The organism is Microvirga aerilata (assembly GCF_016743775.1).
Lineage (GTDB): Bacteria > Pseudomonadota > Alphaproteobacteria > Rhizobiales > Beijerinckiaceae > Microvirga > Microvirga aerilata.
Window position 1 is genome coordinate 70,678 of sequence record NZ_JAEQMY010000005.1, and the last position, 12,463, is coordinate 83,140.

The following is a 12,463-nucleotide window of genomic DNA, read 5'->3' on the forward strand; positions in this document are numbered from 1 at the left end:
TTTTTGAGCGCTTCATGACCTCCAGCCCCGCTGCCCGGAAGAAGTCAGAGCCGTCGACGCCCGGGGGTCTGCCGGCGTCCTCTCCGCTGCGGGGTATTCTGCTGCTGGTGGCATCCACGGTGTTCTTTTCCGTGGGAGACGTGATCACCAAGCAACTGGCCCTCACCCTGCCGGCTCCCGAGGTCGCCTGGATGCGCTATGCCACCTTTGCGCTCCTGGTGGTTCCGTTCGTGCTCCTGAAGGGGGCGTGGGGCTTCTGCGCTCCCGGCGGCCCGGTCTGCAGGTTGTCAGAGGCTTCGGGATGGTCGGCTCGTCCCTCATGTTCATCGAGGGGCTGCGCTATCTCCCCGTGGCCGACGCCACCGCGATCTTCTTCGTCTCGCCGATCCTGATCATGGCGCTGTCGGTGGTTTTCCTCGGCGAGACGGTGGGCTGGCGGCGCTGGACCGCCGCGGCGGTCGGCCTGCTCGGGGTGCTGATCGTCATCCGCCCTGGTACGGGAGCGTTTCAGGCGGCGGCCTTCCTGCCCGTTCTCGGCGCAGCAAGCTGGGCCGTGGGTGCCGTGGTGACCCGCAAGATGAGCGGGGACAGCGCGCTGACGATGCTGGCCTATTCGGCTGTCATCGGCAGCCTCGTGCTGAGCGCCGCTCTCCCGTTCGGCTGGGTGACGCCGGGCTGGCGGGAGATGGGCCTCGGGCTCTGCATGGGTGTTCTGTTCTCGATCGGGCAGTGCTTCGTCGTCCTGGCCTATCGCCACGGCAGCGCCTCGCTGATTGCGCCCTTCTCCTACGTGCAGCTGATCTGGTCGGGCGCGCTCGGATATCTGGTGTTCGGTTCGCTGCCGGATTCCTGGACGATGACGGGCGCCTGCATCATCGCCATGAGCGGCCTCTACACCGCCTACCGCGAGCGCGTTCGCGCCCTGCAGAAGCGATTTCCGGCCTGACGGGAGGAGATCAGGCGCCTGAATGAACCACGCGCAGGCGCGGGCGGGCAGTGCGGCTGTAGAAGGTGAGTTCGACGAATTCCTCGGTCGCCGCGCCCTCGACGAGGCGGTAGCCGAACTGCTCCACGAGAGCGCGCACCTGCCCCAGATTAGCGCTCGAGATCCTGCGGCTGAACTCGGCCGGATCCTGGCTCATCAGCGCAGCCACGATCCCGATCTCGACCCCCTGATCGAAATCGGCGCTCCGCTCCGGAAATCGAAGCCTCATACCCTCGGCGAGATGGATGTGATGCATGGGATCCTGGTCAGTTCACGACGTTGGGGCCGCATTTATCGTTCGGGAGATCCTACCGCTTGCTTAAGGGCCGGTCGACCGCCTGGAGCGGGGGCAAACGTGGTTAATCCTTTGTGCTGACCCCTGCGATGGATCCGGAGGCCAGGCTTTGCATTGATGTTCCTGCAGGCCTCGCGCCACGCTTGCCGCAAAAGCGGCCGGCGCAGCCTGCCCGCTCAACGATGACGAGGCGCAGCATGAGGCATTTTCTGATCGGGGCCGCGCTTGCGGCGGGGGTGTTCGGGCCGGCGGCCCAGAGCGCGGAGTTGACCATGGTCACCCGTGCGCAGCCGGACCGCGCGATCTCACGCCTTGCAACCCAGGGGCTTGGCTATTCGGTCCTTCACGCGGTGCCGGGCGTTCCGCAGCGCTCGTATCGCGTGCACGTCACCTGCGCCATCGACGAGAGCTTCATGCAAACCTACTGCCCGACGCCGGTCTATGAGGCCTATTGCCCGAGCGCTCGGATCGCCTGCGGCGGCGCGGCTCAGGGTGGACGGCAGGCCCTGCGCCTGAAGTACTGACGGCCTCCGTCGAGGCGGGTATTCTCGCATGGAGGCTTACCTTCCGGGCTCCGGCATACTAAGAACGCGGGCGTTCAGGATGGGCCAGGCACAGTGCAGGATGTGAGACGAACCGGGGTTTACGGAACGCCGCCGGCAGAATTGGCGGAGGTGCCGGCGGGAGCCATGCAGTTCTCTCCCCTGATCCCCGGCTCCGCAAAGCTGGAGGAGGAGCCCCAAGGATCCTTCGGCGGCATGGTCGTCCTGGCTCCCCCCGGCACGGTCGAGCGGCGCACAGTCATCGCCCTGGCCCTGAGGGCGCTCGCGCCCGGCGGCGCCCTGACGGTTCTCGCCCCCAAGGACAAGGGCGGCTCGAGGATTGCCAAGGAGCTCAAGGGCTTCGGCTGCGCAGTGAACGAGACCTCCCGCCGCCATCACCGCATCTGCGCCAGCGAACGGCCCAATACCCTTGCTGGCATCGATGAGGCCCTGGCCGAAGGCCGTCCCCGGCTGGACGAAGCCTTAGGCCTGTGGACGCAGCCTGGCGTCTTCAGCTGGAACCGGCTCGATCCGGGCAGCGCGCTTCTGGAGCAGAACCTGCCCCCGTTGAGCGGGCGGGGGGCGGATTTCGGGTGCGGCATCGGCACTCTCAGCCGCGCGATCCTGGCGTCCCCCAAGGTCGAGCATCTGAGCCTGATCGATCTCGACCGCCGCGCCATCGAGATGGCCCAACGCAACATCGACGATGCCCGCGTGGCCTTTCACTGGGCGGATGTCCGCAGCGGCACCCCGCTCAAGGGCTTCGACTTCGTGGTGATGAATCCGCCGTTCCATGACGGCGGCGCCGAGGATCAGAGCCTGGGCCAAAACTTCATCCGCCGGGCCACGGAGGCCCTGCGTCCCGGCGGGGTCCTCTGGCTCGTCGCCAATCGCCATCTGCCCTACGAGGCGGTGCTGAAACCCCTGTTCCGGCGCATCAACCCTCGGGTCGAGGCCGCAGGATACAAGGTCTACGAGGCCCAGAAATGAGCAAGACGCCGACGCTTCGCCTGGACCGCCTCCTGGCCAATATGGGCTACGGCTCGCGCCGCGAGGTTCAGCAGTTGGCCCGCGCCGGTCTGGTGACGCTGGACGGGGCCGCGATCGAGGACGCCGATCAGCGCATCGCCGTGAGCCGTGACCTGCCGGACAGAATGCGCATCCAGGGCAAGCCGCTCGATCCGCCGCCGGGCCTCGCTCTGATGCTGCACAAGCCCTTGGGCGTCACCTGTTCGCACAAGGAGGCCGGCCCCTTGGTCTATGGGCTGCTGCCCGAGCGCTGGCGCCGCCGCGACCCGGCGCTCTCAACCATTGGGCGGCTCGACAAGGAGACGTCGGGCCTGCTGCTCATGACCGACGACGGCAACCTGCTGCACCGGATCATCTCGCCCCGCGCCCATATCCCCAAGCGCTACCGCGTGACCCTCGACCGCCCCCTCAAGGGCGACGAGGCGGAGATCTTCGCCGCCGGGACCCTGCTCCTCGAAGGCGAGGACAAGCCGCTCCTGCCTGCGCAGATGGAAGCGCTTTCCAGCACCAGCGCCTACCTGACCCTGACCGAGGGACGCTATCATCAGGTCCGGCGCATGTTCGCCGCCATAGGCAATCACGTGACGGCCCTGCACCGTGACCGTATCGGCGCCCTGACGCTGCCCGGCGATCTGGAGCCGGGACAATACCGGGTGCTCACCGAGGCCGACATCGATCTGGTCCTGCCGCCCGGCAAAGGCGCATCGGCAAGCGCTTCATGATCTTTGCCGGAGGCGCCGCCGTCGCGCTCCCGCGCCGGGCATTTCACGGCACCGTGCGTCAGAGGTTGCCCTGAGAGGCATAATCGGCTAGGGAAGGATCAGGCCCATCGCCGCAAGCACCCGTAGCTCAGCTGGATAGAGCGTTGCCCTCCGAAGGCAAAGGTCACACGTTCGAATCGTGTCGGGTGCGCCACTCTTTCCAGCAGCTTGAGCAAGATCGGCGGGGCGTCCCCGTCCGCCGAATGCGCCCGGACAGGCTGTCGCTGGAACGGCCAAAAGAAACATCACCTAACCTATCCGGTGCCCGAAGCGCCCGATCACGTCTGGCGACCAGACAGGCTGGAGGCATGCTTCCAGAAGGCCTCGGCCGCGCTGGTGAGCCGCGCTCTCGGGCGGAACAGGCGCACCTCGACGGAGATGTTCCATTCGGGTCCGCCTGCCAGCACGAGCCGTCCCGCTTCGAGACCAGCTTCCACCAGGCTGCGAATGACCCACGCGACGCCGGCGCTGCTCTGGGCCATTTCGGCCAACAGAACCGCGGGTCCGATGAAGCCTGGCTGAAGGGAGGCGGGCTGCTCCTTGGCGGCGAGCGAGCCCGCAACGATCCGGCCGATGCCTGACCCTGGATGATAGGTGAGGTGGGGCAGGGGAGCATCCAGGGTGCCGGGCAGCGCGAAGCGCGGCTTCCGGGCGTCGGCTTCGTCCGGCGCGCTCACAGGCACGACCAAGTCCTTGCCGATGAGAACGGACTGGAAGCGCGACGACTGGAGCCGCGTCGGCGCGAGCACATGATGATGAGCGATCAGGAACTGCGCCTCGCCGTCGATCAGCATGCGCTCGCAGGACGCCATGTTGGCGGAGACCAGCTGCAGGTTCATGCTGGAGGTGGCTTCGGCCTGCACCTGGCGGAACCAGTGGGGAAAGAACGTGATGGACAGCGCGTTCGTGACGGCAAAGCGCAGGGACTCGGTTGCCGCGTGGGCCTCCTCCAGAACCCGGTCACGGCCCGCCGCGACGCGGTGCAAAATGTCCTCCGCGATGGGCCGGAAAGCAGCTCCGGCACGCGTGAGCACCACAGTGTGGGTGTTGCGCTCAAACAGGGACGTGCCGAGCCATTGCTCCAGGGCGCGGATGTGCCGGCTCAAGGCAGGCTGTGTCACATGGCGCTTCTCCGCCGCCCGCGAAAAGCCGCCCGCATCGATCACTGCGAGGAAATCCTTCAACCAGCCGAGCTCGACATCCATGCGCTTAGCGTATCATTTCATGCCGTCTCTGCATTACACCTCCGAAAGTTTCGCGTCTATCAAAGTGTGAGCTGCCGGTCGGGCTGCCGCTTTTCCCGGCCGAATTCCTCAACAAGAACAGATCGCTGACGATCTGGGAACGCGCCATGACCCCTGCTCAGAATCCTTCGGACACCAGGCTCCAGAACGACAGCAATGCCAAACCGCGCATTGCCCTCACCATGGGCGACTGCACGGGCATCGGCCCTGAGCAATGCGCGCGCATCCTCTCCGACGGCCGCATGAACAGTGTTGCGAAGATCGTTCTGGTGGGCGATGCCCGGGTGCTCGACCGTGGTATGCAGGATGCAGGCGTGAGCTTCGATGTGCGCCGCGTCTCCTCCGCAAGCGACATCGACTGGAACGAGGACATCGTTCCCCTGATCGATCTGGGCAACACCGATCCGAGCACGCTTCCGCGCGCCTCGATCTCGCCGGAATCGGGCAAGCTCACGGGTGACACGCTGGCGCGCGCCATCGAGATCGCCGGCGAAGGCCATGTGGACGCGGTCACTTTCGCGCCGCTCAACAAGGCCGCGATGTTCGCGGGCGGATGGAAGTTCCCTGACGAGCACAAGATGTTCGCCCATCTCCTGGGCCACAAGACCTACTTTTCCGAGATGAACGTGCTCGACGGCCAGTGGATGTCCCGCGTGACAGGGCACGTGTCGCTTCGGCAAGCCCTCGAGGAGATCAACCCGCAGTCGATCTCCGATGCCGTGACGCTGGTGCACGAGATGCTGAGCAATGCCGGTATCGAGAATCCCCGCATCGCGGTGGCGGCGCTCAACCCCCATGCCGGCGAAGGCGGCCTGTTCGGCCGCGACGAGATCGAGATGATCGGGCCTACCGTGAAGGGGCTGGCCGAAAAGGGCATTAACTGCTCCGGGCCTTATCCGGCCGACACGGTCTACATCAGAGCGTTCAAAGGCGAGTTCGACAGCGTGGTCGCCATGTATCACGACCAGGGTCAGATCGCCACGAAGCTGAAAGGCTTCAACCGCGGCGTCACCGTCACGGCCGGTCTGAAAACCATCTTCACCACGCCCTCGCACGGCACGGCCTTCGACATCGTCGGCAAGGGCGTCGCCACCACCGGCGCACTGGAGTCGGCGATTGCGCTCGCCGCGACGCTGGCGAGCAACAGGGCGCGGCGGGCAGCCGCGGGGCGCTGACGGGCACACTGACCACAAGAGAAGATCACCAAAAAGGTGACAGCATTTTTCATCGGGCTGCCGCACGAAGCGGCGTTCGAAACACCAAGGAGGAACACGTGAAGAAAGCCATGACGATCGTTGCCGCGGCGGCTCTCGCACTCGCGAGCGCAAGCCCGGCATTCGCCGAGATCAAGCGCCTGGAGATCACCGCGCCGGCCGCCGCCGGCGGCGGCTACGACCAGAATGCCCGCATCATGCAGCAGGTGCTCCAGAAGGAGGGGCTCGCATCGGGTGTCCAGGTGGTCAACCAGCCCGGTGCGGGCGGCACCATCGGTCTTGCGAACTATGTCAACAACAAGAAGCGCACGCCAACCCTTCTCACAGGCGGTCTCGCGCTCGTGGGCGCCATCATCACCAACAAGTCCACGGTCACGTTCGAAGACACCTATCCGCTGGCCCGGCTGAGCGCCGACTACCAGCCGATTGTCGTTGCGGCCGACTCTCCGTACAAGACGCTTGAGGACCTCATCGCCAAGTTCAAGGCCGATCCGGGCTCCGTCTCGTGGGGCGGTTCCGGTCCCGGCAGCACGGACCACATGCTCTATGGCCTGCTTGCGAAGGCCGCCGGCGTCGAGCCGTCGAAGATCAATTACGTGGTGCTCACCTCCGGCGGCGAGATGCTGTCAGGCGTCATGGGCGGCCACGTAACCGTCGGCACCGGCGGCTACAGCGAGCTGTCCGCCCAGATCAACGCCGGCAAGGTGCGTGCGCTCGCCATCTCCTCGCCGGAGCGGCTCCCGGGCGTGGACGTTCCGACCTTCAAGGAGAAGGGCTACGACGTGAACCTGGTGAACTGGCGCGCGGTCTTCGCGCCCAAGGATCTCAAGGCAGAAGAGAAGCAGGAACTCGAGCAGGCCATCGACAAGATGGTGAAGAGCGAGGACTGGAAGGCCGCCGTCAAGCAGCGTGGCTGGAGCGACGTCTATATGCCGGCAGCCGAGTTCGCAGCCTTCGTCAAGCAGGAGCATGTCCGGGCTGAAACCCTGTTCAAGGAACTTGGCCTCCTGAAGTAAGCTCCCTGGCCGGACCCGTTCGCAGAATGGGTCCGGTCTGCCGTCCTGTTCCGCCACCGACGCGAGCCAGGGCCTTCACGGCAATCCCGCATTGCCCGGAAGCAGACCTGTTCGCGGCGTGGATGCCGACCAGATCATCGATGCGCCATGATGATCGACGGAGGTCGCTCGATGCATTCGACAACCAAGCTTCAGATCGGGAACCTCGCTCTCGGAGCCATCCTGTTCCTTCTTGCCGTTCTCGTGGCGGTGGAAACGGTCTCGCTGACCCCGCCCACGCAGCAGGCGACGGTTGGACCTGCCTTTTTCCCGTTGCTCGTTGCCCTCGGCCTCGCGGCGAATGCCGCGGCCCTGTTCTGGCAGGCGCTTCGGGGCAGGGTTTCCGCGGATCAATGGCTGAAGCACGACATGGCGCCTATGCTGATCGTGCTTGCGGGACTCGTCCTGCAGATGGCTCTGCTCACGACGGCCGGGTGGATCGTGGCGACAACGCTGCTTTTTGCAACCGTCGCGCGGGCGTTCGGCAGTCGCCGCATCGTGCTCGATCTCCTCATCGGCTTCCTGTTGAGCGCAGCATCCTTCTACATGTTCAACGAGGTGCTGGGACTTTCGCTGCCGCAGGGATGGATTGTCGAGACCTTCATGAACGACTGATCCCCCGCTTCCCACCCTTTGATGCAAACCATACCGGGCGCTTCGCGACATGATGGAAACGCTGCAACTACTCTTCCAGGGGTTCACTGTTTCCCTGGCTCCCATCAATCTCCTATGGGCAGCGGTGGGCGTCACGATCGGCACCGCCATCGGCGTGCTTCCGGGCATCGGGCCGTCGCTTACGGTCGCGCTCCTGTTGCCTGTTACCTCCGCCCTCGAGCCGACAGCCGCTTTCATCATGTTCGGCGGTATCTATTACGGCGCCATGTACGGCGGGTCGACCACGTCGATCCTGCTCAACACGCCGGGCGAATCCGGCGCGATCGTGACCGCCATCGACGGGCATGCCATGGCCCGTAAAGGCCGGGGCGCACAGGCTCTCGCGACCGCGGCCATCGGCTCCTTCGTGGCGGGCACCATCGCCACCCTGGCGATGACCTTTGTGGCCCCCGCCATGGTGTCGTTCGCGCTGCTGTTCGGCCCTGCCGAGTATTTCGGCCTCATGGTGCTGGCATTCGTGACCGTCACGGCCGTGCTGGGTGAGAACCTGGCTCTCGGGATGGCCAGCCTCATGCTCGGGCTGACGCTTGGTCTCGTAGGCATCGACAACCAGACAGGCGCCGCCCGCCTGACCTTCGGCATCCCGGAGCTGCTCGACGGCATCGACGTCGTCATCGTAGCCGTGGGCCTCTTTGCCATCGGCGAGGCGCTGTACCAGGCCTCGCGCTACCGGCACGAGAAGGAAGAGATCTATGCCCTCAAGGGCTCGCTTTGGATGAGCCGGGAGGATTGGAGCCGTTCCTGGAAGCCGTGGCTGCGCGGAACCGCCATCGGCTATCCCATCGGTTCGCTGCCCGCCGGCGGCAGCGAGATCCCGACCTTCCTGTCCTATGTGGTCGAAAAGCGCCTCGCCAAGAAGCCCGAGGAGTTCGGCCATGGGGCCATCGAGGCCGTGGCAGGGCCGGAGGCCGCCAACAACGCGTCGGCTGCCGGCGTGCTGACGCCCCTTCTCGCCCTGGGCCTGCCAACCTCCGCGACCGCCGCCATCATGCTCGCGGCGTTCCAGCAGTACGGGCTGCAGCCCGGTCCGCTGCTGTTCGAGAACGATCCGCAACTCGTCTGGGGCATGATCGCAAGCCTTTATATCGGCAACGTATTCCTGCTTCTGCTCAACCTGCCGATGGCGGGGATATGGGTGAAGCTGCTTCTCGTGCCCAAGCCCTGGCTCTACGGCGGCATTCTGGCCTTTGCGACGCTTGGCGCCTATTCGCTCAATAACAACATCGTCGATCTCGTGCTGCTTTGGCTCATCGGCATCGGCGGGTTCGGCATGAGGCTGCTCAACGTGCCTGTCGCGCCTTGTATCGTGGGCATCATTCTGGGTCCCATGGCCGAGCAGCACTTCCGCCGCGCGCTCGCCATCAGCCAAGGCGATCTGTCGGTGTTCTACAACCCGATGACCCATCCGCTGGCCGTGAGCCTGCTGGTGATCGCCGCGGCCTTCCTCCTCGTGCCGGTGGTTCTGCGGCTGCGCCGCGCCTGACCGCTTCTTTCCTTTTGACTCCCCTGGAGACCGACATGCCTGCTCCTCTTACAATCGCCGTTCTGCCCGGCGACCACATCGGCCCCGAAATCACCCACGCGGCCGTGCTTGCGCTCGAGGCCGCCAACGAGACCTATGGCCTGAACCTGCGGTTCAAGGAGCATATGGTGGGCCATGCAAGCCTGAAGGCCCACGGCACCACGCTCACGGACAGCGTGTACAAAGCTGCCATCGAAGCCGACGGCATCCTCCTCGGACCGTGCGACAATGGCGGTTATCCCGCGCCTGGCGAGGGCGGCATCAACGTCCCGGGCCGGTTCCGCCACGATCTCGATCTCTATGCCAACCTGCGCCCCTCGCGCTCGCACCCCAGCGTGCCCCACGCGCGGCCCGGCCTCGATGTGCTGATCGTGCGCGAGAATTCGGAGGGCTTCTATCCGGACCGCAACATGTTCGAAGGTTATGGCGAGGTGATGCCGGTGGAGGGCGTCGCGATCTCCATGCGCAAGATCACCGCGCATGCCTCGAACCGGATCGCGCGCAGCGCGTTCGAATGGGCGCGCAGGCGGCGCAAGCATGTGACCATCGTCACCAAGAAGCACATCTTCCGCATGACGGACGGCCTCTTCTACAATGAATGCGTGAAGGTGGCCGCAGAGTATCCGGACGTGCAATGGACCTCGTCCATTGTCGATGCCTTCAACGCCGATGTCTACATGACGCCGGATCGCTACGATGTTGTGGTGATGACGAACCTGTTCGGGGACATCATCTCCAATCTATGCTCCGCGCTCGCGGGCGGCCTCGGCCTTGGCGGCGGTGTCAATGCCGGCGTCAATCACGCCATGGCGAACGCCTCTCACGGCTCCGCGCCGGATATCGCAGGCCAAGACAAGGCCAACCCGATCAGCATGGTCACGTCGGGAGCGATGCTCCTCGGCTGGCTCGGCCAGAAGCATGGGCGCGAGGATCTGCTCGAGGCCGAGAAGGCCATCGAGCGGGCTGTCGATCGCGTGCTCGAAAGCCCGGAGACCCGCACGGTCGATGTCGGCGGCAACGCATCCTGCAGCCGGTCCGCCGCCGCCATTGCGGACGCAATCCGCCAGAAGGTATAGGAATGCCCGTAACAGGGAAGGGGCCGATGCGCCCGGCCCCGCATTCCTTCCCCCAGGCAGCAGCCAAGGCTTAATCCCGGATTGCCGATGACCCCGACCCGGGACCATGTTCCCCTCGCGTCCCTCTTTCTCGTGTTCTTTCGCGTGGGGCTGTTCAGCTTCGGCGGCGGGCTCTCGGGCTGGATCTATCGCGAGGTGGTGACCCTGCGGGGCTGGATGAACGACGACGATTTCTTCTCGGGCCTGGCGCTCTCCCAGATCCTGCCGGGAGCAAACGTCACCAATCTGTCGGTCTATATTGGGCAGCGCCTGCGCGGCCCCGTGGGGGCGGTCTGCGCTCTCACCGGTCTCGTGATCGGCCCGTTCTTTGCGGTGATCGCGCTGGCGACAGCCTATGCCCAGATCGCCACGATGCCGTGGATCCAGGACGCCATGAGCGGGGCGGCGGCAGCGGCCATCGGGCTTCTGCTGATCGTCGCCCTCAAGGGCGCCTACGGCGCGAGCCGCAAGCTCGTGCCGTTCCTGATCCTGATGACGACCTTCGTGGCCGTGGGCCTGCTGCAATGGCCGCTGGTGCCGGTCGTGCTGGGGCTTGCGCCCGTCTCCATCGCCTTTGCCTGGTGGAAGGCCTCGTCCGATGCGTGAGAACGTTCTTTGGTCCCTGATCGCCGTGTTCGTGCCGTTCTCGCTGGTCTCCATCGGCGGAGGTCCCAGCATCTTTGCGGGCATCCAGCATCAGTCCGTTGAAGTCCATCGCTGGGTGACCGCCCGTGAGTTCGTCGACCTCTTCGCCATTGCTCGCGCCGCACCCGGCCCGGGTTCCATGCTCGTCACCCTGCTGGGCTGGAAGGTGGCGGGCTGGACCGGCGCCATCGTGGCGACGCTTGCGCTGTTTATCCCCTCATCGCTCCTCTGCTACGGCGTGACCAAGATGTGGAACCATTATCGCGGCCGCCACTGGCACACCGCCTTGGAGGCCGGGCTTGCGCCCATTGGCGCAGGGCTGATCTTGGCCGGGGTTTTCGCGGTTTTCCGCATCGCCGGTGCGGGCATCCTGTCCTGGGCAGTGGCAGGCATCGCGGCTGCCGTCCTCGGCTGGCGTCCGACGCTCAATCCGCTGATCCTGCTCGCGGCCGGCGCTGTCGCTTTCGCGATCCTGCACGACGGGCTTTGATCGCTTAGGATTCTCGCGCAAACGAGAAGCGTAACTCTTTGAAGGCTCCTTTTCGGAAGGCTTTCATGAAGCAATATCAAGCCCTCCTCCATCCTCTGGAGCAATGCTGCTGAACTGGCATATATTGGCCGAATGCCGGCAGCCCGGCTCGCACTGCATTGGAGCAATGAATGACCCATCGTTTCAACGGCATATCATCCATGGCAACGAGGCAAATTCTGGCCGATCTTGCTGCGGTGTATGAACAAAGGGCAGGGGTGCAGTTTGCAGTAAGGTCCATGGGTGGCGTGGAGGCAGCCCGGCTGCTCCGGGCCGGTGAGCCCGCCGACATCGTCGTCCTGGCCGGAAACGTCATGGAGCAACTGGAGTCCGAGGGGCATATCGCCTCCGGGACCCGAATGGGATTTGCACGATCATCCATTGCGATGGCGGTTCGCTCGGGCATGCAGCGGCCTGATGTCAGTGACGAAGAAGCCGTCAAGCAGGCGATCTTGCAGGCGGACAAGATCTGCTATTCCACCGGGCCAAGCGGCGACCATCTCATGCGGTTGCTGGAGCGATGGGGCATGTCCCAGTCAGCCGCGCAGCGCGCTCTTCAGGCTCCTCCAGGTGTACCGGTGGGCACGATGCTGGCGCGAGGTGAGGCGGATCTCGGCTTCCAACAGTTGAGCGAACTGCTGCATGTTCCCGGCATCGAGATCGTAGGCTCCTTGCCGCCTGAGATCCAAGCCGTAACCATCTTCACGGCTGGCGTATCCACCATGTCCTCCCACCCCGAGGAAGCGCACGCACTGGTCGCCTACTTGACCTCACCGGAAGCGGATGCGGTGAAACGCCAGTATGGTATGGAGCCCGCATAAGCGGCGGCCCTCACAGCGGGACCTCTCGCCG

The 12,463-nt window shown here is 65.2% G+C and carries 14 protein-coding genes and 1 tRNA gene; 13 read left to right on the forward strand and 2 right to left on the reverse strand.

Going from position 1 to position 12,463, the window contains the following annotated elements; all coding sequences use genetic code 11:
- Positions 1 to 247 precede the first annotated feature (247 nt).
- The gene (locus JKG68_RS05070) at positions 248 to 946 is read left to right on the forward strand and encodes a DMT family transporter (RefSeq protein ID WP_312890733.1); all 699 of its coding nucleotides are present in this window, start codon (positions 248 to 250) and stop codon (positions 944 to 946) included.
- A gap of 10 nt (positions 947 to 956) precedes the next feature.
- Here JKG68_RS05070 and JKG68_RS05075 read toward each other — a convergent pair whose 3' ends face one another.
- Positions 957 to 1,241: a hypothetical protein gene (locus tag JKG68_RS05075; RefSeq protein ID WP_202056515.1), complete on the reverse strand. Its 285-nt coding sequence runs from the start codon at positions 1,239 to 1,241 to the stop codon at positions 957 to 959.
- 236 nt (positions 1,242 to 1,477) lie between these two features.
- On the opposite strand from JKG68_RS05075, the gene JKG68_RS05080 reads away from it, so the two are divergent.
- The 4 genes from JKG68_RS05080 (at position 1,478) to JKG68_RS05095 (ending at position 3,766) form a co-directional block, all read left to right on the forward strand.
- A complete protein-coding gene (locus JKG68_RS05080) occupies positions 1,478 to 1,804 on the forward strand; it encodes a hypothetical protein (protein ID WP_202056518.1) in 327 nt (108 codons plus the stop codon).
- A 165-nt stretch (positions 1,805 to 1,969) separates the two neighbouring features.
- Complete coding sequence (locus tag JKG68_RS05085; protein WP_202056519.1) at positions 1,970 to 2,812, forward strand: class I SAM-dependent methyltransferase; 843 nt, start codon at positions 1,970 to 1,972, stop codon at positions 2,810 to 2,812.
- Entirely contained in the window at positions 2,809 to 3,573 is a 765-nt protein-coding gene (locus JKG68_RS05090) for a pseudouridine synthase (RefSeq protein WP_202056521.1), read from the forward strand. The genes JKG68_RS05085 and JKG68_RS05090 overlap by 4 nt, the downstream gene beginning before the upstream one ends.
- A gap of 116 nt (positions 3,574 to 3,689) precedes the next feature.
- Positions 3,690 to 3,766 (forward strand) — tRNA-Arg (locus JKG68_RS05095).
- Positions 3,767 to 3,890: 124 nt separating this feature from the next.
- Here JKG68_RS05095 and JKG68_RS05100 read toward each other — a convergent pair.
- Entirely contained in the window at positions 3,891 to 4,817 is a 927-nt protein-coding gene (locus JKG68_RS05100) for a LysR family transcriptional regulator (RefSeq protein ID WP_202056530.1), read from the reverse strand.
- Between the two features lie 146 nt (positions 4,818 to 4,963).
- Here JKG68_RS05100 and JKG68_RS05105 point away from each other — a divergent pair, with 146 nt between their 5' ends.
- The 8 genes from JKG68_RS05105 (at position 4,964) to JKG68_RS05140 (ending at position 12,432) form a co-directional block, all read left to right on the forward strand.
- The gene (locus tag JKG68_RS05105; RefSeq protein WP_202056540.1) at positions 4,964 to 6,031 is read left to right on the forward strand and encodes a PdxA family dehydrogenase; all 1,068 of its coding nucleotides are present in this window, start codon (positions 4,964 to 4,966) and stop codon (positions 6,029 to 6,031) included.
- Positions 6,032 to 6,129: 98 nt separating this feature from the next.
- Entirely contained in the window at positions 6,130 to 7,086 is a 957-nt protein-coding gene (locus JKG68_RS05110; RefSeq protein WP_312890734.1) for a Bug family tripartite tricarboxylate transporter substrate binding protein, read from the forward strand.
- Between the two features lie 171 nt (positions 7,087 to 7,257).
- The gene (locus JKG68_RS05115) at positions 7,258 to 7,740 is read left to right on the forward strand and encodes a tripartite tricarboxylate transporter TctB family protein (protein WP_202056548.1); all 483 of its coding nucleotides are present in this window, start codon (positions 7,258 to 7,260) and stop codon (positions 7,738 to 7,740) included.
- A gap of 52 nt (positions 7,741 to 7,792) precedes the next feature.
- Positions 7,793 to 9,283 (forward strand): tripartite tricarboxylate transporter permease, encoded by a 1,491-nt coding sequence (locus JKG68_RS05120; RefSeq protein WP_202056767.1) that lies wholly within the window; start codon positions 7,793 to 7,795, stop codon positions 9,281 to 9,283.
- Positions 9,284 to 9,318: 35 nt separating this feature from the next.
- Positions 9,319 to 10,398 carry an isocitrate/isopropylmalate dehydrogenase family protein gene (locus JKG68_RS05125; RefSeq protein WP_202056550.1) on the forward strand — a complete coding sequence of 360 codons (1,080 nt, stop codon included), beginning with the start codon at positions 9,319 to 9,321 and terminating at the stop codon, positions 10,396 to 10,398.
- 87 nt (positions 10,399 to 10,485) lie between these two features.
- Positions 10,486 to 11,043, forward strand: a complete 558-nt coding sequence (locus JKG68_RS05130; protein ID WP_202056553.1) for a chromate transporter — start codon at positions 10,486 to 10,488, stop codon at positions 11,041 to 11,043.
- On the forward strand, positions 11,036 to 11,572 hold the full coding sequence (locus JKG68_RS05135) for a chromate transporter (protein ID WP_202056557.1): 537 nt from the start codon (positions 11,036 to 11,038) through the stop codon (positions 11,570 to 11,572). The genes JKG68_RS05130 and JKG68_RS05135 overlap by 8 nt, the downstream gene beginning before the upstream one ends.
- Positions 11,573 to 11,742: 170 nt before the next feature.
- Positions 11,743 to 12,432 (forward strand): substrate-binding domain-containing protein, encoded by a 690-nt coding sequence (locus JKG68_RS05140; RefSeq protein WP_202056560.1) that lies wholly within the window; start codon positions 11,743 to 11,745, stop codon positions 12,430 to 12,432.
- The last annotated feature ends 31 nt before the right edge of the window (positions 12,433 to 12,463 follow it).